The sequence below is a fragment of the Campylobacter sp. RM12654 genome (assembly GCF_020137585.1).
Classification (GTDB): Bacteria; Campylobacterota; Campylobacteria; order Campylobacterales; family Campylobacteraceae; genus Campylobacter_E.
In genome coordinates this window covers 40,037-60,089 of record NZ_JACGAR010000001.1, presented here as the reverse complement: position 1 = coordinate 60,089, position 20,053 = coordinate 40,037, and the positions used below count along the sequence as shown (strand labels likewise).

Here is a 20,053-nt window from a genome sequence, read left to right as displayed (position 1 = left end):
ATAGGAGAAAATATGAAGAAGAAATACTCATTTTTTAAAAACGCAAGTTATGCTTTAGCAGGGGTTAAAAGAGCTTTAAATGAAAGTGCTTTTAGGATAGAATTTATAATAGGAATTTGCTTTATTTTATTTGCTTTATTTTATCCTTTTTCTTTATTTGAAAAGGCATTTTTAATAGGTGTTATTATTTTAGTATTTGCTGCTGAATGCTTTAATACTTCTATTGAGAGCGTTGTAGATTTGGCAACTTCAAAATACCATAAACTTGCAAAAGATGCAAAAGACTTAGGCTCTGCTGGAGTATTTTTTACTATTTTAATAGCTGTTTTAACTTGGCTTAGCGTTTTATATAAGGAATTTTTATGAAAATAAGTGAGATTTATAAGATTTTAGATGAATTAAGTCCTTTTAATACCCAAGAAAGTTGGGATAATAGTGGGTTAATTTTAAGTAATGATGATAGTTGCGAAAGGATTTATCTTAGCCTTGATTTAGATTTTAATCAAGTAAAATCATTTTTACCAAATTCATTGATTATTACTCATCATCCTTTGATTTTTAAGGGTATTAAAAGTATTAAAAATGATTATGCTGGTAATATTTTAAAAGAATTAATCAAAAAAAATTGTGCTTTAATTTCTATGCATACGAATTATGATTTAAGTCATTTAAATAGATATTTTTGTGAAAAGTTTTTAGGCTTAGAAATAATTGAAAGCGATGGGTTTTTAGCTTATGCTAAGAATAATTTTAAAGATATTTATGAATTGGCTGATTTTTTAAAGGCTAAATTAAACTTAAAAAAAATATCAATATCTTTAGCAAAAGAAATAATTCAAACTGATTTAATAGGAATTTGCACTGGTTCTGGAATTTCATTGGCTAGTGAGCTTAAGAGTAATATATTTTTAACAGGAGATATTAAATATCACGACGCTTTAGCTCTTAGTGAAAATAATATAAGTTTAATTGATATTAAGCATTATGAAAGTGAGATTTGTTTTGCTAATTCTTTAGCGAGTAATTTGCAAAAATTACCGATAGAGATTATAATCAGCTCTTCAAAAAATCCATTTTTAGAGTATTAAGGACATACTATGAATAAACACCTATCACAATTAGTAGAGCTTTCTAAATTAGATAAAGAAATAGATAGTTTTTTACCACAAATTGAAAGTGCTAAAAGAGAAGCGAACAATTTAGAAGATAAAATTAAAAGTCTTGAGAATAAAAATTCAAAATTAGAAGAAAGCATAAAAGAAATTAGTGAGAGTAAAGTAAAAGTAGAAAATCACATAGCTCAATTTTCAACAAAAATCAATGAAACAGCTAAAAAAATTGCTTTAGTAAAAACAGAAAAAGAAGCAAATGCTTTAAAATTAGAAGAAGAAATCGCAAGAGAGCAATTAGAAGCTGCAAATGAAGAAATATCAAAATTAGAAAAAATAGTAGATAATAAAAAAGAAGAAATTAAAGAAAATCAAAAAGAAATTACTAAATTAAATGATGATTTAACTATAGCAATAGCTAATCAAAAATCAGCACTTGATGCTATTGAAGAAAAAAGAAAAGAAATTTATGTAAGAAAAGATAAGTTAGCTAGCGAAATTGATAGCAAAGTTTTCGGATTTTATGAAAAAATTAGAAAATGGGCTAAGAATACTGCAGTAGTTCCTGTTAAAAAACAAGCTTGCTATGGTTGTTTTATGCAACTAAATAGCAAAACTTTTAGTGCAGTTTTAAAAAGTGAAGAGATTAATAACTGCCCACATTGTGGAAGAATTTTATACATAGAAGAGTAATTTTTATAATTTAAAAAATGTATTTTTTTTATATTCTTGTTTCTATTTTAATTTATCCTTTATTCTTATTGGTTTTAATTCCTTTAAGTTTTAAGGATAAATATTCTAAACTTTATCAAAAATTTTTACCATTCAAAAAGCATAAAATAGCAGATATTCATTTTCATTTTGCAAGTTATGGAGAAGCTGTCGCTTTAGGCGAGTTGATTAAATATTATAAAAATAAAGGTTTTAAAATATTACTTACTTGTTCATCAAAAACAGGACTTATGAAAGCAAAAGAATTTGATGATAATGCTTTTTTACTACCTTATGAGCCATTATTATATTTATGGCTTAAACCTGCTAAGACTTTAATAGTATTTGAAGCAGAATTATGGTTAGCTTTACTTAAAATATATAAAGATTTTGATAAAAATACTATTTTATTAAACGCTAGAATGAAAGAAAATAGCTTTAAAAATTATAAAAAATTTAGTTTTTATTATGCAAAAATATTTTCATATTTTGATTTAATTCTTGCTCAAAGTAATGAAGATAAAGAAAGATTAGAATATTTTAATGCTAAAAATATAGAAGTTTTTACAAATATAAAGATTACAAATAAGCCAATAGTTACTAAGCAATTAAGCAAAAATAAAGAAATAATTTTAATTGCAAGTACTCACGAAAATGAAGAAGAAATAATTCTAAATAAGCTAGATAAAAATTTCTTAAAAGATAAATGTCTAATAATAGCACCAAGACACCCTGAAAGATTTCATAAGGTTGAAAAATTGCTTTATAATAAAGGCTTTAACATTGTAAAATATAGCAATGATTGTGATGGATATTTAAAAAGTGAAGTATTTTTGCTAGATACTTTAGGAGAATTAATTAATTTTTACTCAATTAGTGATTATGTGATTTTGGGTGGTTCTTATACTAAAATAGGCGGACATAATTTCGCCGAAGCTGCGTTTTTTGGCTGCAAAATCACTTCAGGAACTAATGTATTTTCTCAATATTCAAGCCTAAAATGTATAGAAAATATAAAAATTAGTGATGATATTGATTTTACAAATGTTAAAAATGCTAAAATCAAAAACGAATATACTTTCAACGCATTATGCGAAATATTAGATAGGAAAATAAATGAAACAAGATAAAGCATATAAATTATTAGCAATTCAAGAAGGAATTTCAAATTCAGCTGCTAAAGAATTAATAGATTTAGGTTTAGTAATGCACGGGGGCAAAAGATTAGAGATTGCAAGGGGTCTTATGCCTGTTAATACTATTTTTAAACTTGCAAAACCAGAGCTTAGCGTATTGTTTGAAGATGATAATTTATTAGCTATTAATAAGCCAATTGGTATTGCGAGCGAACATATTAAAAATAATTACACTCTTTTAAATAGACTTGATAAGGATACAAGTGGCATTGTATTATTTGCTAAAAATGAAGAGTTTTTAAAGGCTGCAAAAAATGAATATAAAAAAGAAAAAGTGCAAAAACTCTACCTAGCAATTACTAATAAAATCGTAAGCGAAGGAATGGAGATTGATGAGCCGATTTTAACTATAAAAGGCAAAAGTGCATTTAGTAAGATTAGTAATAGCGAAAACGCAAAATACGCTTATACTAAAATAGAGCCTTTAATTATAGAAGGCAAAAAAACCTTATTAAAAGTGCAAATTGCAACAGGTAGAACCCATCAAATAAGAGTTCATTTAAATAGCGTTGGGCTAGGAATTTTAGGCGATGTTAAATATAGTAAAATAATTAGCTCAAGGCTGATGCTTCATTGTGCTAGGACAAAAATATTTGATTATGATATAAAAACTCCTATGCCAAATGATTTTCATAAAGACTTTGAATTAAAAGGGCTTAATTTAGACTTTTTATTTTAATTTTTAATGCTTTTAAGATAGTTTTTATTTTAAAAGCATTGGAATTTTATAAATTATACTTTACCAACGATAAAGCTTATAATTATTACACTTTGTTTAATTGCTGAAATTAAAATAAATCCCTTTAAGCATAGTAAAGGAATAATAATGTTAGATGTAATGCAAATTCAAGAAATTTTACCACATAGACCACCATTTTTGTTAGTTGATAAAATCACAGAAATCAATCTTGATGAAGGTTATGTATTAGGTTATAAAAATGTTAGTATAAGTGATCAAGTATTTGCAGGACACTTTCCAGGTCATCCGATTTATCCAGGAGTTTTAATATTAGAAGGAATGGCTCAAACGGGTGGAATTTTAGCTTTTCAGAGTATGAAAGATAGTGTTGATCCTAAAAGCAAGGTAGTATATTTTACAGGAATGGAAGAAGTAAAATTCAAATCACCAGTAAGACCAGGCGATAAATTAGTATATAAAATGAGCGTTGTTAAAAATCGTGGAGCAATGTGGGTGTTTAGTGGCGAGGCTTATGTAGATGATACATTATGCACTCAAGCAATTTTAAAAGCGATGATAGTAGATAAATGATTTCAGATTTAGCAATAATAGAAAATGGTGCAAAAATAGGCAAAAATGTTAGCATTGAGCCTTTTGCATATATAGGAAGTAATGTAGAAATTGGTGATAATTGCATTATTAAAAGTGGTGCAAGAATTTTAGGAAATACAAAAATAGGAAATAATTGCAAGATTTTTTCTTATGCTATTTTAGGTGATATTCCACAAGATATTTCTTATAAAAACGATGATTTTTCAGCTTTAATAATAGGTGATAACACAACTATTCGTGAGTTTTGCACTATAAATTGTGGTACACAAAAAGGCGATGGATACACAAGAGTTGGAAATAATAATTTCATAATGGCTTATGTCCATATTGCACACGATTGCACCTTAGCTGATAATATAATTTTAGCAAACAATGTAACCTTAGCAGGGCATGTTGAAGTTGGCTCATTTAGTGTGATTGGCGGACTTACTCCGGTTCATCAATGGGTTAAAATAGGCGATTATTGTATGCTTGGAGGTGCTTCAGCATTATCTCAAGATTTACCACATTTTTGTCTAGCCGAAGGCAATCGTGCTTATGTTAGAAGTCTTAATTTAGTAGGGCTTAGAAGGCATTTAGAAAAAGATAAAATAAATGAATTAAGTGAAGCATTTAGTAGGATTTTTAGAAGTAAAACAGGGCTAATTAGCGATAGAGCAAAAGCTTTATATGAGAGTTCAAATTCTGCCGAAGTTGTTAAATTATGCTCGTTTATTTTAAATACAAAGCGTGGAATTCCAGTGAAAGGAAATGATAATGAGCAATAATATTTGTAGTTTTTGTGGCAAATCTTATCCGTTTGACCTACTTTCAAATGGTAAAAATAATACAATTTGTCCTACTTGTGCTGGTGTTATATTTAAAATGTATGATGCTAAAAATAAAGAATTAGCAGTAGATGAGGTAGCTGATAGTTTAAAAGATATAAGTTCAAAAGCTTTAAAATCTCATTTGGATAATTATGTAATAGGTCAGGATAGAGCAAAAAAGGTTTTAAGCGTAAGCGTTCATAATCATTATAAAAGGCTTATGAGTAATGCTGATGAGAGTGATGTGGAATTAGCAAAATCAAATGTTTTATTAGTAGGACCTACAGGAAGTGGTAAGACACTTTTAGCTCAAACTATGGCAAAAGCACTTGATATTCCTATAGCAATTTGCGATGCTACGAGTTTAACTGAAGCTGGATATGTAGGAGAAGATGTTGAAAATATCTTAACAAGACTTTTACAAGCAGCTGATTATAATGTTGAGCGTGCAGAATGTGGGATAATTTTCATTGATGAAATTGATAAAATCGCAAGAAAGGGAGAAAACCGCTCAATTACAAGAGATGTAAGTGGAGAAGGCGTTCAGCAAGCATTGCTTAAGATAATAGAAGGTAGCGTTGTAAATGTCCCACCACAAGGCGGTAGAAAACACCCAAATCAAGAATTTATTCAAGTTGATACTTCAAATATTTTATTTATTTGTGGTGGTGCTTTTGATGGAATTGAAGAGATTTTAAAGCAAAAGCAAGGCGAGAATGTAATGGGTTTTGATACTACTAGCGTTAAACTTAGTGAAGATGAATTGTATTCACATATTGAGCCTGATGATTTGATTAAATTTGGTCTAATTCCTGAATTAGTTGGAAGATTACACGCAATTGCAAGTCTTAATGAAATTAGCGAAGAAGATATGGTAAGAATTTTAATTGAGCCAAAAAATTCAATAATTAAGCAATATCAAAAGATTTTTGAATTTGATGGTGTTAAATTAGAATTTGATAAAGATGCACTTTTAGCTATTGCTAAAAAAGCTCTTGATAGAAAAACAGGAGCAAGAGGTCTTCGTGGGATATTAGAACAATTATTACTTGATTTAATGTTTGATTTAGATAAATATGAAGGTTATGAAATCGTTATAAATAAAGATTTTGTTAATGGCGAAGGCGATGCTATTTTTTTAAAAATTAAGGATAATAAATGATACTAGACCATTTAATAGGGTTATTTTCAAGTGATATGGGTATTGATTTAGGCACAGCAAATACTCTTGTATTGGTAAAAGATAAGGGTGTAGTAATTGATGAGCCAAGTGTTGTAGCAGTTCAACATACAAAATATGGAAAGAGCAAAATTTTAGCAGTTGGTAAAGAAGCTAAAGAAATGCTAGGCAAAACTCCTAGTGATATTCAAGCAATTCGCCCTATGAGAGATGGGGTTATAGCTGATTTTGATATGACTGAAAAAATGATTAGATATTTTATTGAAAAAACACATAAAAGAAAGAGTTTTTTACGCCCTAGAATATTAATATCAGTTCCTTATGGTCTAACTCAAGTTGAAAGAAAAGCAGTTCGCGAAAGTGCTTTGAGTGCTGGTGCAAGAGAAGTGTATTTGGTTGAAGAGCCAATGGCTGCAGCAATTGGTGCAAATCTTCCCGTGCAAGAACCTGTCGGCTCATTAGTAGTTGATATTGGTGGTGGAACTACTGAAATAGGAGTTATTACTCTAGGTGGTCTTCATACTGCAAAAAGTATTAGAACAGCAGGAGATAAGTTAGATAGCTCAATTGTAAATTATGTAAAAGAAAAATACAATCTAATAATAGGCGAAAGAACTAGCGAAGATATTAAAATCCAAGTTGGTTCAGCTATTCAATTACCTGAAGAATTAACTATAGTTGTTAAAGGAAAAGACCAAGTAAAAGGGCTTTTAAGTAAGGTTGAGCTAAGTAGCGAAGATATTCGTGAAGCTATAAAAGAGCCTTTAAAAGAAATTGCTGATGCGCTTAAGTTCGTATTAGAAAATACAAAACCAGAACTTGCAGGCGATATTGTAGAAAATGGTATAGTGCTAACTGGTGGTGGAGCATTAATCCGTGGAATTGATAAATATTTAAGCGATATTGTGAAATTACCTGTCTATGTTGCTGATGAGCCACTTCACGCAGTAGCAAGGGGAACTGGAAAAATACTTGAAGAGATTTCTTTACTAAGACAAATAGTAAATGATGAATAAATTTAAATTATTACTCCTAATATGCGTTTTGCTTACATCTTCTTATTATTTTGTAGCAGATGTTAAAAACGCTGTTTTAGGGGTTAATGATTTTGTTTTAAATAAGCTTTATAATGCTTATGATTACACCAAACAAAATATTACTAAATATTTTAATCAAGTAAATCAGATAGATGAATTAAGCACAGAAAATAAAAAGCTAAAACAATACAAATTCTTATATGATAATTTAGTTATAGAATATAACAATCTTGCAAAAGCCCATAATCTTAAAAAATATGAATTTGAATTAGCCTTAACTAGGGTATTATCTTATGAAAAAATTGGAAGTTTAACTAAATTTTGGATGAGTTATGATGGTATAAAGCCTGATATTACTTATGGTTTGATATATGATAATAATGCAGTGGGGATTATGTATTCAAATAATAATAGAGCTTATGCACTTAGTTTAAATGATGAAAAATGTGTTTTTTCTGTGGTTGTTGGGGAAAATAAAACTCCTGCTATTTTACAAGGTAGTAAAAATTCAATTTATGTTAATTTCGTTACTGATTATAAAGAATTAAATATAGGAGATTTGGTTTATACGAGTGGAAAGGATTTGATTTTTCCAGAGGGTATTTATGTTGGAAAAGTAGTAAAAATCATAGATGAAGCTGGGTATAAAAGAGCTATTTTAGAAGATACAAAAACTCTTAGTCCTTATAGATATGTTTATATGGTAAGTGCTAAAGAGAACTCACAAGAAATTAAAAATTAAAATCTTAAATTATTTTTTATTAATTTACCCTTTGTTAATAGGGGGGGGGTGTAGAATAATTACTTCATTTTAAAAAAGGAGTAATTATGGATAAGAGTTCCATTTTAATGTTGCTTGATAATAAAATTTCAAGTGAGCAAAAGTTTATGCTAAATGATAAACTTGATAATTTAAGCGAAGAAAAATATAAAAACCTTCCACTAATCCCGTTAAAAAGCCCAATTTTAGCAGCAGTTTTAGGATTTTTCTTCGGAGTTTGGGGTGTTGATAGATTTTATCAAGGAAATATGCTGTTAGGATTTTTAAAAATAAGTCTATTTTTAATAGGCTTAGCTTCAACACTTATATTTATCGGAGTTTTTATTTTATGGGCTTTATATATTTATGTATTAGTTGATATATATTTTGTATATAAAGCAGTTCAAAAAGACAATTACACAAAAATATTACAAATAATAGGATGATTTTATGAAAACAGATTTTTTAATTTCTAACAAAGGTCAAGAATTAATCAAAAACGAAGAAGAATTAAGAGTAAAGTTGAGTGAATTTGTAGGAGAATTGCCAAATGCTGCAATAGTTGATGAGTTAAGCAATGCAGCAAAATACTATACAAATAATGGCGAATCAAATATAGCAAGATATTCTTTTAGACTAAAAGATATATGTCTTCCTACATTGTTGTTTAGTTATTTTAGCTATGCGTTGCGTTCTATGTGGATTTATGCAGGAATTGTTTATGGGGCAATTGTGGTTTTATCTTTTTTTGGTTATTTTTGTTTTAAACCAAAGGGCTTATCAAATTCTTTTGATTTTTCTTATATTAGTTATGTTTTAATTTATGTAATTATCAGCGTTTTAACAAGTGCAACTTATAGATATTTTTTATTAAAAGAATTTTTCACTAAATACGAGCTAACGCCTATTAGCAAACCTAGAAAACCCATAAATATCTTAATAGCTATTGGATTTATTATTGCTTTATTATTAGTTATAAAATTAATTAGCCTTTTTATTGTAGGTGCTAGTGTAATGGCTATTGGTGGCGTAACTAGATGGTAAGAATAGGAATTTAAAATTCCTATTTTATATAGCTTAAAGATTTTTTAAGCTTTTTTAATCTTTCTAAATCTTTATGCTTTAATTTTAATAAAGTATCAATTAATTGAGTATGCAAAGCTTGTAATTCTACTAATTCATCTTTACTTAGAGTATCTAGCCAATTGCTATTAATTTTTTCTTCTAGCTCATTGGCTAAACTTTCTAATTCGTAAAAATCTTCATTAACTAATGCTAATTTGATTTTAGTTATCAATGTTTGCTCTCTAAATATGAAATTACGCCTAAAGCAGCATTAGCACCATCAGCTGCAGCACAAACAACTTGTCTTGGAGCATCTACTCTTAAATCTCCTGCAGCAAACAAGCCTTCAACACTCGTTCTCATTTTTAAATCAACCTTAACAGCATCTCCTATCATTTCGCATAAAAATGAGCCATCAGTTTGTTTTAATACTTCATTTCTTACATCAAGTCCTACGAAAGTAAATATCCCTGGAACTGCTAAATCTTTTTTGCTACCATCATTAAATACTATTTTAACGCCTGTAACTCCAGCATTATCTCCTACAACTTCTTCTACTTTAGCATTTAAAATGAACTCAATTTTTTCATTTTTCTTAGCTCTTTCAACGGTTGATGGAGCTGCACGAAAACCTTCTCTTCTGTGGATTAAATATACTTTAGAGCATAGATTAGCTAGATAAAGTGCTTCTTCAAGTGCAGTATCTCCACCACCTAAAACTGCAACTTCTTTTTTTCTATAAAATGCACCATCACAAGTTGCACATGTGCTTACTCCACGACCAAAAAATTCATTTTCGCCTATAAAACCAGCTTTTTTAGGAGCTGCTCCTGTGCAAACTATAACAGCTTTAGCATCTTCGCTTGAATTATCAGAGAAAATTATTTTAAAATTCTCGCCATTTTTTTCAACTCTAATTACTTCTTTTTGCTCAATTTTTAGACCAAATCTAGTGCTTTGCTCACTCCAAGGTGCCATAAAGCTAATTCCATCCATTACGGTTGCAACGCCTGGGTAATTCTCCATCTCACTTGAGCTTGTAATTTGTCCGCCTGGCATAAATTTTTCATACATTACAACATTTTTAAGCCCACCACGAGTTGCATATAATCCCGCACTAAGACCAGCAGGGCCACCACCAATAATAGCTAAATCTAACATTTTATCTCCTAATTAATAATTTTTATTATTTAATAATAACTTTATTAAGTTAATCAAGTTTAAAATTTATTATACTTTAATTCGTTACCAAACAATCTAATTTTGTCTTTTTTATAATCACTTCTAAGTGGGCTTAAATAACTTTTATATTCAATAGGATAAATTCCTGCTATATCACAAATTAAATGTATTAAATCATCGCTCATAAAAGGCAAATCTTTAGCTTTATTTAAATCTTTTAATAGTTTTTTATGATTTTCTTCAAAAGAATTTGAATAAAGAATTATAAAAGGTATTTCAGCAGTAATTTTATCTAAAATATGCCCTAAAACAGATTTGCTTTTATCATCATATAAGCTTTCAGCATGGTCGCTTAAATAAATTATTAAACTATCATCATTTTTAAATATATCATAAATATTTTGGATTATATAATCAGTATAAAGTATGGAATTATAATATTCTGCTATGCTTTTTTTATCGCTTATATTAGTTTTAATATCGCTTTCATTAAATTTTGCAAATTCTTTAGGATAGCGTTTTTTATAATTTCCGTGATTTCCTAAAAGATGAATTACTATGAAATTATTATCATTTAATTTTAGGTTTTTAATAATAGGCAATAAAACCCCATCATATTTTGCATAACTTAAAGTATCGCTAGAGCTCATATATTTATTTGTAAAATAAGAAAAATCACTCATAATACCAACACTAGCGGCATTATTTCCCCATTCGCTAATATAGTCTTGATTAGATATCCAAAAGGTTTTGTAATTTGCTAATTTGAATAAATTAATAATATCTAAATTCTCATAAAATTTTCTTTCACTTAAATTATCTAAATTAGCAAAATTAAGCAATACACTCATTACTGGATTTGTAGAAGCATAAGGGGCAATAACATCAGAATAAATTATTTTATTTTTTATATTTATTAGATTAGGTGTGGTGTTTAATTCTTGCCCGTAGTCTTGATAAGCACTTCTTCTTGAGCTTTCTCCTATTATTAAAACTATATTTTTTATGTTTTCATTAGCTTTTAATTTTTCGTGATTATTAGCAATTTTTAAATAACTCTCTTGCATTATTTTAGAATTAATCAAAATATCATCTGTATAAATTAATTCTTTATTAAATTTAATAAAAGGAATATTTATATATCTACTAAAATCATATTTAATAGCTCTTCTTAAATCATTCCCAAAGCACACTACGAAGATTAAAATAATAAAAGCTATGTTTAATTTGTTATTTATCTTTATATTTATTTTAATTTTTAATAAAAATAAAGCCACAATCATAAAAATTAAAATTCCAAAGAATTTAAAATTAATATATATTGATATAAACTCAATACTTTCAGCCATATTTGTATTTAAAAATGCTTCTAAGAAACTTGGATTTAAAAAATTATTAAAATTAATTACTAAAAAAGATTGAATAAAGATTACAAAGAAATTATAAATTATTAAAAATCTTAAAATACCCCCCCCCATAAGGGATTTTAGATTTTAGAATATAGATTAGAAAATATACAAATAAGATTATAAAAATTAGCGTAACTGAAGTAGATTTTATATATTTTAAATCTTGAATAATGCCTTGATTTATAATCTTATTAGAAAACAATACTAAGCAAAAAATATTGCTTAGTGTAAAATATAAAAATATTCCAAAATGCTTTAAAACAAATTCAGTAAAATTATTTTTCATCTTTAGCCTTTTTTTGCAAGATATTTAGGGTTGTATTTACTATACTAAATGCTAAAGCAGTATAAATATATGCTTTATTTATATGAATATTTAAACCTTCAACTATTAAAACGCCACCAACTAAGACTAAAAATGTTAAAGCTAGAGTTTTTAATTCTTGGAATTTTTCTACTAAATCTCCAATCCATTTACTAGCAATCATCATAAACATCATAGCAATTATTACAGCTAATATCATAATACTAAGCTCATCAGCAATTCCTACTGCAGTAATTACACTATCTAAAGAAAAAATTATATCAATTAAAGCAATTTCAATTATTACAACAAAGAAATTTGAGCTAGCCTTAAAATTACTATTATCACTATGCTCGTTTTTTTGCATTGATATTAGTTCTTTAATTGATTTAATTATTAAAAATATTCCACCACCAATTAAGACAATATCTCTACCGCTAAAATCTTGACCTAAGATATTAAATAAAGGTTTTGTAAGTTTAACAAGCCAAAAGATACTAAATAAAAGTGCTATACGAGTTAGCATAGCAAAACCAAGTCCTAAAATACGGCCTTTATTTTGAAGGTGTTTTGGTAATTTACTTACTAAAATAGTAAGAAAAATAATATTATCTATTCCTAAAACTATCTCAAGTAATACTAAAGTTACGAAAGATAATATGCCTTCTGAAGTGAAAATCCATTCAAACATAATTGTCCTTTTTATTGATTAAAAAATGCTATCCTAACCGAAATTTTTTAAAGGAGATTAAATGAGATTAGAACACGATTTTTTAGGCGAACTTGAAATTGCTGATGATATTTATTATGGAGTTCAGACCTTAAGAGCAGTGCAAAATTTTGACATTTCAGGAAAGCGTTTAAAGGACTTTCCAAGACTAATTATATCTTTTGCGAAAGTAAAAAAAGCAGCAGCTTTAGCTAATTATGAATTAGGCTTAATTAATGAAGAGATTAAAAACGCTATTTGTTTTGCTTGTGATGAATTAATAGCTGGAAAATATAAAGACCAATTTGTTGTAGATATGATACAAGGTGGTGCAGGAACTTCTACAAATATGAATGCAAATGAAGTTATAGCAAATATTGCTTTAGAAAAATTAGGGCATAAAAAAGGTGAGTATGAGTATTGTCATCCAAATGACCATGTGAATTTATCTCAAAGCACAAATGATGCTTATCCAACATCTTTAAGAGTTGCTTTATATGATTATTTAAGTGATTTAATGAAAGCTATGAATTATTTAAAAGCAGCTTATGAAAGAAAAGCAATTGAGTTTAAAGATATTATAAAAATGGGAAGAACCCAACTTCAAGACGCAGTTCCGATGACTTTAGGAAGAGAATTTAAAACTTTTGCTGTAATGCTTGGCGAAGATATACAAAGAGTTAGCGAAGCAAGAAGCTTAATTTTAGAAATTAACTTGGGTGCAACTGCTATTGGAACAGGAATTAATTCTCATCCTGATTATCCACCAATCGTTGCAAAACACCTTCAATACATAACAGGTGCAAATTTTGTAATAGCAGATGATTTAATAGAAGCTACACAAGATACAGGAGCTTTTGTTCAAATTAGTGGAGTTTTAAAAAGAGTTGCAACAAAATTAAGTAAAGTTTGCAATGATTTAAGATTGCTTTCTAGTGGTCCAAAATGTGGCTTAAATGAAATTAACTTACCAAAAATGCAACCAGGCTCATCAATTATGCCAGGTAAGGTAAATCCAGTTATCCCTGAAGTAGTAAATCAAGTGTGTTATTATGTAATTGGTGCTGATGTTAGCGTTACTTTAGCTTGCGAGGGCGGACAATTACAATTAAATGTATTTGAACCACTTGCAGCATATAGTTTATTAAATAGTATTTGTATGCTTGAGCGTTCTATGAAGACTTTAGCTGATAAATGTGTAGATGGTATCACAGCAAATAAACAAATATGCGAAGATTTTGTGATGAATAGTATAGGAATTGTAACCGCACTAAATCCTTATATAGGTTATGAAAATAGTGCAAGTATTGCAAAAGTTGCATTGCAAACGGGTGCAAGAGTTTATGATTTAGTTTTAGAGCGTAAATTAATGGATAAAGAAAAGCTTGATAAGATTTTAAGCCCTGAGTTTATGTTAAAGCCACATATGGGAGAAATTAAATAATATTTTGAAATAGGAATTTTAAATTCCTATTTCTTTAAAAAGTAATAGATAATAATTTAATCTAAATAATAAAAATTATTATTTATTGCTTTTGTTTAAATTTAGCTAATTTTTTTTAGTTAAAATTTATCTTTAACAATCACAAGGAATAACAATGTATAAGATGATATCAAGTATGAAATTAAGCATAATTTTGTTTTTGTTGTTTGCTTTTGCTAGTGGTTTAGCAACTTTTATAGAAAGCAAATATGGAACTCCTACAGCTTGGGCTTTAATATATGCTAGCTGGTGGTTTGCTGCTATTCAGGTATTGCTAGGAATTAATTTATTTTTTGCAATATTTAGATATAAAATGTATGAAAAATTACCGCTTTTTATATTCCATCTTAGTTTTTTATTTATGCTACTTGGCTCGGCACTTACTAGGTATTATGGATTTGAAGGATATATTCATATAAGAGAAAATGAAACTTCAAATATAGTAAGCTCAAGAGAAGCATTTTTTAGTATTTCTGCTATGAAAGATAATAAATACTATTCAAGCGATGAGTTTAAATATATAAGTGTAATAGGTCATAATGATGTAGATATTAACTTAGATTTAGATGGCAAAATAGCTAATTTAAAATTAGAAAAAGTTATTTTACACGCAAAACCAGCTTATAAAGAAGAAATAGGCGGAAAACCTTTTGTGTTATTAAATGTTTCAGGAGAGCAAGGCTCAAGTGCATTAGCTCTTGATGAAGGTAGATTTGTTGTATTAGGAGAAGTTGTAATAGCAAATAAAAAAGCTATTTCAATGAATGCTAAGCTTTTAGAATTTAACGAAAACAAAATTAAAGCGAATTTTGATTTAGAAATATTTGATGTTAAAAATAAGAAAAATATAAAATTATTAGCTGATAATGAATTTAGCCTTGATGATGGAATGGTAATTTCATTTGAAAATTACAAAATTGGATTTGATAAATTTTACAAAAACGGCGTTAAATACTACGAAGATAGCAAAGATAGCGAGTATCCAAATGCTTATTTAGTAAAAGTAACTTATGATAATGATAGTTTATACGCATATTTATTTGAAGGAGAAGGGCAAAAAATTACTCTAGCAAATCAAACTTTTAGCATATCTTATACTGCTAAATTACTTGAATTACCATTTAGCTTTACTTTAAACAAATTTGAATTAGAGCGTTATATGGCTTCAAATTCTCCGAAATCTTATGCAAGTTATATTAGAATAAATGATGATGAAAGTAAGGATTATAAGATTTATATGAATAATGTATTAGACCATAAAGGTTATAGATTTTATCAAAGCTCATACGATAAAGATGAGCTAGGAACTATTTTAAGTGTAAATCAAGACCCAGGCAAAATACCAACTTATATTGGATATTTATTATTAGGTATAGGATTATTTTTAAACTTGATTTACAAAAACTCACGCTTTATGATTTTAACAAAACGCTTAGCAAAAATGAGTTCATTAGTGCTTTTACTTAGTGCTTTAACTCCGCTTTTACATTCTGATGACATTAATGAAGCTATAGATAATGCTAATAAAAATCTAGCCCCAGTTAGCCTAGAAGAGCATGTAAAAGAATTAAGCGTTTTACCAGTTCAAAAAGACAATGGAAGAATAGCTCCATTTGGCTCATTAGCACTTGATTTAGTAAATAAAATTCATAAAACAAGCACTTATCAAGGCAAAGATGCAACAGAGCTTTTAATATGGATTATGAGTGATTTTAAAGACTTTTCTAAAGAAAAATTTATTTATCTAAGCAATCAAGAAATAAGAGATTTTTTAAATCTTGGCAAGGGTAAATATGCTAGTTTTTATGATTTTTTTCCAAATAATGTATATGCTTTAAAAGATGAAGTAGATAAAGCTTTAAGAACCAATCCAAACAAGCGTGGAACTTATGAAAAAGAATTATTAAAAGTTGATGAGCGTTTAAATCTTTTATATTACGCTTCTTTAGGTGGTTATGTAAGAGCTAGTTTTGAAGATGGTAAAGCTTTAAATGTCTTAGAAACTAGCAAACCTGATTTAAAAGCTTATTTTTTATCATTAATAAATGCAAATAAAGACAATAATTATGCTTTAAGCTCAAAGATTTTAAATGAGATTAAGGCAAGTCAAGGAACTAATATTGATGAAGCAAAATTTAAATTAGAAATTGCTTTTGATAAGGTAGGTATTTTTACAAAATTAAGCCCTGTTTATTTATTAGGTGGTTTAGTGCTATTAATTTTAGTATTTTCAAGAATGATTAGTGGTAAAACAAGTCTAAAAACTGCCTTTAAAATAGTTTATTATCTAAATATTTTAGTTTTCATAGTTCATACAATTGCACTTGCTATTAGGGGATATTTAAGTGGTCATGCACCTTGGTCAAATTCTTATGAAAGTTTATTGTATATTTCTTGGGCATTAAGCTTAAGTGGTATTGTATTTTCTAAAAAAAGTCCTATTTCATTATCACTTACATCAATTCTTGCAGCTATTGTTTTAATGGTAGCTCATCTTAGTTCAATTGACCCACAAATAGGCAATCTCGCACCTGTTTTACAAAGTTATTGGCTAACAATTCATGTTAGTATCATAACTGCTAGTTATGGATTTTTAGGTCTATGTGCTTTACTTGGAATTTTTGTATTAGTTTTATTTATTATGTTAGGAAAAAATAAAAAGCTAAATGAAAGAATAAAATCAAATATAAAAGAAGCTACAATGATTAACGAAATGGCTATGATTTTAGGCTTATCATTGCTTACTTTAGGCAATTTCTTAGGTGGTGTTTGGGCTAATGAATCTTGGGGAAGATATTGGGGCTGGGATAGTAAAGAAACTTGGGCTTTAGTATCTATTTTGGTTTATGCTGCAGTTTTACATATTAGAATGATTAAAGGAATAAATAATCAATTTACATTTGCAGTATGCTCTATGTTTGCATATTTGAGTATTATTATGACTTATTTTGGAGTGAATTACTTTTTAACAGGTATGCACTCATATGCTGCAGGAGAAGCTGCTAGCGTGCCTATTTATGCTTACATTAGCGTAGGAGTTATGGCGTTATTAGCGATTGTTGCAAGTAAAAATAAAAAGGAAGCAGAACTTTTATGAGAGATAATGTATTTATAATTGTCGGTGTAGTAGCTTTTTTAGTAATTATTGCTCTAGTTTTTTATTTTATAATTAAGAGCTCAAAAAATAAAGAAAATCAAATTCTTACACAAGAAAAGCAAGAAGTAGTCAAGAAAGTAAATGCTTTAGATGATTTGATAAAAGCAGCAAAGAGTGCAAAAACTCCAGCTGCTTTAAATAAAGTAGTTTTAGCGTTTTTACAAAGTCAAAGTCTTGAAAATAGAGCAAGTCTTACAACTTTAAGTGAAGATGCTAAAAAAAAATTAGGATTTATTAGTGTTGTTTGTGCTAACAAATGTGCTGAAGCAAAATTAATTGCTTTTTTAAATCACGAATTAGGGAAAAAATATCCAAGTTACAAAAGAGAAATAGATTTATATGAGAATTTAGGACTTGCAAGAAGAAGGATGAAGTAATTGAATAAACTTTATTTTAGGTATCTTGCTAGCCTTTATCTTAAAAATTGTTTAATTTTTATTATTGCTTTTGTAGGATTTTATTTATTTATAGATATTTTAATTAATTATAAAAAGCTGCATTTAAATACCAATATATTCTTATTATATATTGTATATACAATGCTTACAGCTTTTTATTATATATTGCCAATAGCTTTAATACTTGCTATGATTTTTACAAAAATATCTCTTATTAAAAAAAATGAATTTATAGCGTTTTATTCTTTAGGGCTTAGCAAAAACGCAAGTGTTAAACCTATAATGTTTATAAGTTTAATAATAAGTTTTATCGCAATTTTTTTAAACTATACAAATATTGCTTATGCAGAAAACTATAAAAGTAATATTTTAAAATACGGATATTTAAGCAAAGAACAAATGGATTTGTTTTTTAAATATCAAGATGATTATATCTATATAAAAAGTTATGATAAATCTACAATGAGTGATATTAAAATTATCAAAAAAACAAATAATGAAATATCTAAAATCATCTTAGCAAAAAGAGCAAATTTTATTGATAATAATTGGGTTTTAGAAGACGCAAAAGTTATGGAATTTAAATTAGGAAATAATTTTGATGATACCTTTATAATTAATCAAAATTTAGAAAAAGAAATGATTTTAAAAGATTTTAACCCAAGTTTGCTTGATAATTTAGGCACTGATGATAGCTCTTTAAAGGACGCATTTTTTTATCTTAATAATTTTGAAGCTAATAAAAACATAGCAAGAGCTAGTATTTATAAGCAAAGTATATTTTTATTATATGCTCCATTTTTTATGCTTATAATTTTTTACAATATTCCTATTATGCCAAGATATAATGATTTAAATATCTATGCTTTAACATATACAAGTTTATCTTTATTAGTTTATGGAGTTTTATTTTTGCTATTAAGATTTGCTAGTAATGGTAGTATAAATCCTGAACTAGCTATTCTTTTGCCAATAAGTATAATTATTGTATATTCATTAATGAAGTTTAATAAAAATAAGTGATTATAAAAGGAGCAAAAAATGGACTTTTTAAAACTTGCAAATGGTATTAATACACCTTTTTATTTGTATGATTTTAACGAGATTGAAAATAGATTTAATAGTATTAAAAAAGCATTTAGTGGAGCTAAAAATAATATTTTTTACGCGGTTAAGGCTAATTCAAATTTATCTTTATTAAAGTTTTTAGCGAATTTAGATAGTGGATTTGATTGTGTTAGTGCTAATGAGATTAGAAGAGCTTTAAAAGTAGGTGCTAAACCTTATAAAATAATTTTTAGTGGGGTTGGTAAAAGTGCAAGTGAATTAGAATTTGCAATAGAGCAAAAAATACTTTATATAAATGTAGAAAGTAGTGCTGAATTAGAGCTTTTAGAAAGTATTGCAAAGAGTAAAAACCAAGTAGTAAATATAAGTATTCGTGTAAATCCTAATATAGATGCAAAAACTCATCCTTATATTTCAACAGGTCTTAAAGAAAACAAATTCGGAGTTAGCCTAGATAATGCTAGGGCTATGTTTTTAAAAGCACATAAATCAGATTATTTAAATCCAGTAGGAGTTCATTTTCATATAGGTTCAAATATCTTAGAATTAAGTAGTATTATCCAAGCTGCTATTTTGGTAGAAAAATTTATAAAAGAGCTAAATACCGCAGGGCTAAATATTAAGTTTTTTGATATTGGTGGCGGAGTTGGTATTAAATACAAAAATGATGAAATCGAGCCTAATTTAGATGAGTTTGCACATATGATTAAAAATATTGCAAAAGCACAAGATTTGACAATTTGCTGTGAGCCAGGTCGTTATATTGTAGGAAATGCAGGTTATTTAGTAAGCAAGGTTTTATATGAAAAAATTAACGAAGGAAAAAGATTTGTAATATGCGATGCTTCTATGTGTGAACTAATTCGCCCAAGTTTATACGAAGCATATCACGAGATTTTAAGCTTTCCTAGTGTAAATAAGCTAAACGAAAGTAGTAAGGCTGATTTAGTTGGTGGAGTTTGTGAAAGTGGAGATTTCTTAGCAAAAGATATAGTTTTACCACCTTTAATGGCAAATGATTTAGTAGTTATTAAAAGTTCAGGAGCTTACGGATTTGTAATGAGCTCAAATTATAATTCAAGAACAAAGGTTGCTGAATATTCTTTATATAACAATGAGTTAAAATTAATAAATAAAGCTCAAAGTTTTGATGAATTAATAGCTAATGAATTATCTTGTTTGTGA

General features: G+C 27.7%; 21 protein-coding genes and 1 pseudogene. 17 read left to right on the top strand and 5 right to left on the bottom strand.

The features are described 5' to 3' along the window. Positions 1–12: 12 nt before the first annotated feature. The 12 genes from AVBRAN12654_RS00250 (at position 13) to AVBRAN12654_RS00195 (ending at position 9,137) form a co-directional block, all read left to right on the top strand. Positions 13–366: a diacylglycerol kinase gene (locus tag AVBRAN12654_RS00250; RefSeq protein ID WP_336613727.1), complete on the top strand. Its 354-nt coding sequence runs from the start codon at positions 13–15 to the stop codon at positions 364–366. Then, positions 363–1,088, top strand: coding sequence for a Nif3-like dinuclear metal center hexameric protein (locus AVBRAN12654_RS00245; protein WP_214115833.1), 726 nt, complete (start codon positions 363–365; stop codon positions 1,086–1,088). Before AVBRAN12654_RS00250 ends, AVBRAN12654_RS00245 begins: the two co-directional genes overlap by 4 nt. Positions 1,089–1,097: 9 nt before the next feature. Further along, complete coding sequence (locus tag AVBRAN12654_RS00240; RefSeq protein WP_214115832.1) at positions 1,098–1,802, top strand: zinc ribbon domain-containing protein; 705 nt, start codon at positions 1,098–1,100, stop codon at positions 1,800–1,802. Between the two features lie 17 nt (positions 1,803–1,819). After that, positions 1,820–2,950 carry a glycosyltransferase N-terminal domain-containing protein gene (locus tag AVBRAN12654_RS00235; RefSeq protein ID WP_336609419.1) on the top strand — a complete coding sequence of 377 codons (1,131 nt, stop codon included), beginning with the start codon at positions 1,820–1,822 and terminating at the stop codon, positions 2,948–2,950. Then, positions 2,937–3,695: a pseudouridine synthase family protein gene (locus AVBRAN12654_RS00230; RefSeq protein WP_214115830.1), complete on the top strand. Its 759-nt coding sequence runs from the start codon at positions 2,937–2,939 to the stop codon at positions 3,693–3,695. Before AVBRAN12654_RS00235 ends, AVBRAN12654_RS00230 begins: the two co-directional genes overlap by 14 nt. A 147-nt stretch (positions 3,696–3,842) precedes the next feature. Further along, positions 3,843–4,286 (top strand): 3-hydroxyacyl-ACP dehydratase FabZ, encoded by a 444-nt coding sequence (fabZ, locus tag AVBRAN12654_RS00225; protein ID WP_214115829.1) that lies wholly within the window; start codon positions 3,843–3,845, stop codon positions 4,284–4,286. Next, complete coding sequence (gene lpxA, locus AVBRAN12654_RS00220; protein ID WP_336613726.1) at positions 4,283–5,074, top strand: acyl-ACP--UDP-N-acetylglucosamine O-acyltransferase; 792 nt, start codon at positions 4,283–4,285, stop codon at positions 5,072–5,074. Before fabZ ends, lpxA begins: the two co-directional genes overlap by 4 nt. After that, positions 5,064–6,278 (top strand): ATP-dependent Clp protease ATP-binding subunit ClpX, encoded by a 1,215-nt coding sequence (gene clpX / locus AVBRAN12654_RS00215; protein WP_214115827.1) that lies wholly within the window; start codon positions 5,064–5,066, stop codon positions 6,276–6,278. Before lpxA ends, clpX begins: the two co-directional genes overlap by 11 nt. Further along, positions 6,275–7,312: a rod shape-determining protein gene (locus AVBRAN12654_RS00210; RefSeq protein WP_214115826.1), complete on the top strand. Its 1,038-nt coding sequence runs from the start codon at positions 6,275–6,277 to the stop codon at positions 7,310–7,312. Before clpX ends, AVBRAN12654_RS00210 begins: the two co-directional genes overlap by 4 nt. Further along, complete coding sequence (gene mreC, locus AVBRAN12654_RS00205; RefSeq protein ID WP_214120317.1) at positions 7,305–8,075, top strand: rod shape-determining protein MreC; 771 nt, start codon at positions 7,305–7,307, stop codon at positions 8,073–8,075. The genes AVBRAN12654_RS00210 and mreC overlap by 8 nt, the downstream gene beginning before the upstream one ends. 86 nt (positions 8,076–8,161) lie before the next feature. After that, positions 8,162–8,539: a TM2 domain-containing protein gene (locus tag AVBRAN12654_RS00200; RefSeq protein WP_336613725.1), complete on the top strand. Its 378-nt coding sequence runs from the start codon at positions 8,162–8,164 to the stop codon at positions 8,537–8,539. A 4-nt stretch (positions 8,540–8,543) separates the two neighbouring features. Then, positions 8,544–9,137: a hypothetical protein gene (locus AVBRAN12654_RS00195; RefSeq protein WP_214150289.1), complete on the top strand. Its 594-nt coding sequence runs from the start codon at positions 8,544–8,546 to the stop codon at positions 9,135–9,137. A gap of 19 nt (positions 9,138–9,156) precedes the next feature. Here AVBRAN12654_RS00195 and AVBRAN12654_RS00190 read toward each other — a convergent pair whose 3' ends face one another. Genes AVBRAN12654_RS00190 through AVBRAN12654_RS00170 form a run of 5 tightly spaced genes read right to left on the bottom strand, consistent with a single transcriptional unit; the run spans position 9,157 to position 12,744 of the window. After that, on the bottom strand, positions 9,157–9,390 hold the full coding sequence (locus AVBRAN12654_RS00190) for a hypothetical protein (RefSeq protein ID WP_336613724.1): 234 nt from the start codon (positions 9,388–9,390) through the stop codon (positions 9,157–9,159). Then, positions 9,387–10,319 carry a thioredoxin-disulfide reductase gene (gene trxB / locus AVBRAN12654_RS00185; protein ID WP_336609595.1) on the bottom strand — a complete coding sequence of 311 codons (933 nt, stop codon included), beginning with the start codon at positions 10,317–10,319 and terminating at the stop codon, positions 9,387–9,389. The genes AVBRAN12654_RS00190 and trxB overlap by 4 nt, the downstream gene beginning before the upstream one ends. A gap of 59 nt (positions 10,320–10,378) precedes the next feature. Further along, positions 10,379–11,818 (bottom strand): phosphoethanolamine transferase, encoded by a 1,440-nt coding sequence (locus tag AVBRAN12654_RS00180; RefSeq protein ID WP_336613723.1) that lies wholly within the window; start codon positions 11,816–11,818, stop codon positions 10,379–10,381. Continuing rightward, entirely contained in the window at positions 11,781–12,035 is a 255-nt protein-coding gene (locus AVBRAN12654_RS00175; protein ID WP_214115806.1) for a hypothetical protein, read from the bottom strand. Before AVBRAN12654_RS00175 ends, AVBRAN12654_RS00180 begins: the two co-directional genes overlap by 38 nt. Further along, positions 12,025–12,744, bottom strand: a complete 720-nt coding sequence (locus AVBRAN12654_RS00170) for a TerC family protein (protein ID WP_214115805.1) — start codon at positions 12,742–12,744, stop codon at positions 12,025–12,027. Before AVBRAN12654_RS00170 ends, AVBRAN12654_RS00175 begins: the two co-directional genes overlap by 11 nt. Before the next feature lie 61 nt (positions 12,745–12,805). On the opposite strand from AVBRAN12654_RS00170, the gene aspA reads away from it, so the two are divergent. The 5 genes and pseudogenes from aspA (at position 12,806) to lysA (ending at position 20,053) form a co-directional block, all read left to right on the top strand. Then, complete coding sequence (gene aspA, locus AVBRAN12654_RS00165; protein WP_336609594.1) at positions 12,806–14,206, top strand: aspartate ammonia-lyase; 1,401 nt, start codon at positions 12,806–12,808, stop codon at positions 14,204–14,206. A gap of 1,087 nt (positions 14,207–15,293) precedes the next feature. Next, positions 15,294–17,342 (top strand): annotated as a pseudogene (ccsA, locus tag AVBRAN12654_RS00160) (cytochrome c biogenesis protein CcsA); the annotation flags it as partial. Further along, a complete protein-coding gene (locus AVBRAN12654_RS00155; protein ID WP_214115802.1) occupies positions 17,339–17,779 on the top strand; it encodes a hypothetical protein in 441 nt (146 codons plus the stop codon). The pseudogene ccsA and the gene AVBRAN12654_RS00155, both read left to right, overlap by 4 nt. After that, positions 17,780–18,823, top strand: coding sequence for an LptF/LptG family permease (locus AVBRAN12654_RS00150; protein WP_336613722.1), 1,044 nt, complete (start codon positions 17,780–17,782; stop codon positions 18,821–18,823). It begins immediately after the preceding gene. 18 nt (positions 18,824–18,841) lie between these two features. Further along, entirely contained in the window at positions 18,842–20,053 is a 1,212-nt protein-coding gene (lysA, locus tag AVBRAN12654_RS00145; RefSeq protein WP_214115800.1) for a diaminopimelate decarboxylase, read from the top strand.

Bases quoted from the DNA above. Each gene is read 5' to 3' on its own strand.
- AVBRAN12654_RS00250 (WP_336613727.1), top strand. From the start codon at position 13: ATGAAGAAGAAATACTCATTTTTTAAAAACGCAAGTTATGCTTTAGCA.
- AVBRAN12654_RS00245 (WP_214115833.1), top strand. From the start codon at position 363: ATGAAAATAAGTGAGATTTATAAGATTTTAGATGAATTAAGTCCTTTT.
- AVBRAN12654_RS00240 (WP_214115832.1), top strand. From the start codon at position 1,098: ATGAATAAACACCTATCACAATTAGTAGAGCTTTCTAAATTAGATAAA.
- AVBRAN12654_RS00235 (WP_336609419.1), top strand. From the start codon at position 1,820: ATGTATTTTTTTTATATTCTTGTTTCTATTTTAATTTATCCTTTATTC.
- AVBRAN12654_RS00230 (WP_214115830.1), top strand. From the start codon at position 2,937: ATGAAACAAGATAAAGCATATAAATTATTAGCAATTCAAGAAGGAATT.
- fabZ (WP_214115829.1), top strand. From the start codon at position 3,843: ATGTTAGATGTAATGCAAATTCAAGAAATTTTACCACATAGACCACCA.
- lpxA (WP_336613726.1), top strand. From the start codon at position 4,283: ATGATTTCAGATTTAGCAATAATAGAAAATGGTGCAAAAATAGGCAAA.
- clpX (WP_214115827.1), top strand. From the start codon at position 5,064: ATGAGCAATAATATTTGTAGTTTTTGTGGCAAATCTTATCCGTTTGAC.
- AVBRAN12654_RS00210 (WP_214115826.1), top strand. From the start codon at position 6,275: ATGATACTAGACCATTTAATAGGGTTATTTTCAAGTGATATGGGTATT.
- mreC (WP_214120317.1), top strand. From the start codon at position 7,305: ATGAATAAATTTAAATTATTACTCCTAATATGCGTTTTGCTTACATCT.
- AVBRAN12654_RS00200 (WP_336613725.1), top strand. From the start codon at position 8,162: ATGGATAAGAGTTCCATTTTAATGTTGCTTGATAATAAAATTTCAAGT.
- AVBRAN12654_RS00195 (WP_214150289.1), top strand. From the start codon at position 8,544: ATGAAAACAGATTTTTTAATTTCTAACAAAGGTCAAGAATTAATCAAA.
- trxB (WP_336609595.1), bottom strand. From the start codon at position 10,319: ATGTTAGATTTAGCTATTATTGGTGGTGGCCCTGCTGGTCTTAGTGCG.
- AVBRAN12654_RS00180 (WP_336613723.1), bottom strand. From the start codon at position 11,818: ATGGGGGGGGGTATTTTAAGATTTTTAATAATTTATAATTTCTTTGTA.
- AVBRAN12654_RS00175 (WP_214115806.1), bottom strand. From the start codon at position 12,035: ATGAAAAATAATTTTACTGAATTTGTTTTAAAGCATTTTGGAATATTT.
- AVBRAN12654_RS00170 (WP_214115805.1), bottom strand. From the start codon at position 12,744: ATGTTTGAATGGATTTTCACTTCAGAAGGCATATTATCTTTCGTAACT.
- aspA (WP_336609594.1), top strand. From the start codon at position 12,806: ATGAGATTAGAACACGATTTTTTAGGCGAACTTGAAATTGCTGATGAT.
- AVBRAN12654_RS00155 (WP_214115802.1), top strand. From the start codon at position 17,339: ATGAGAGATAATGTATTTATAATTGTCGGTGTAGTAGCTTTTTTAGTA.
- lysA (WP_214115800.1), top strand. From the start codon at position 18,842: ATGGACTTTTTAAAACTTGCAAATGGTATTAATACACCTTTTTATTTG.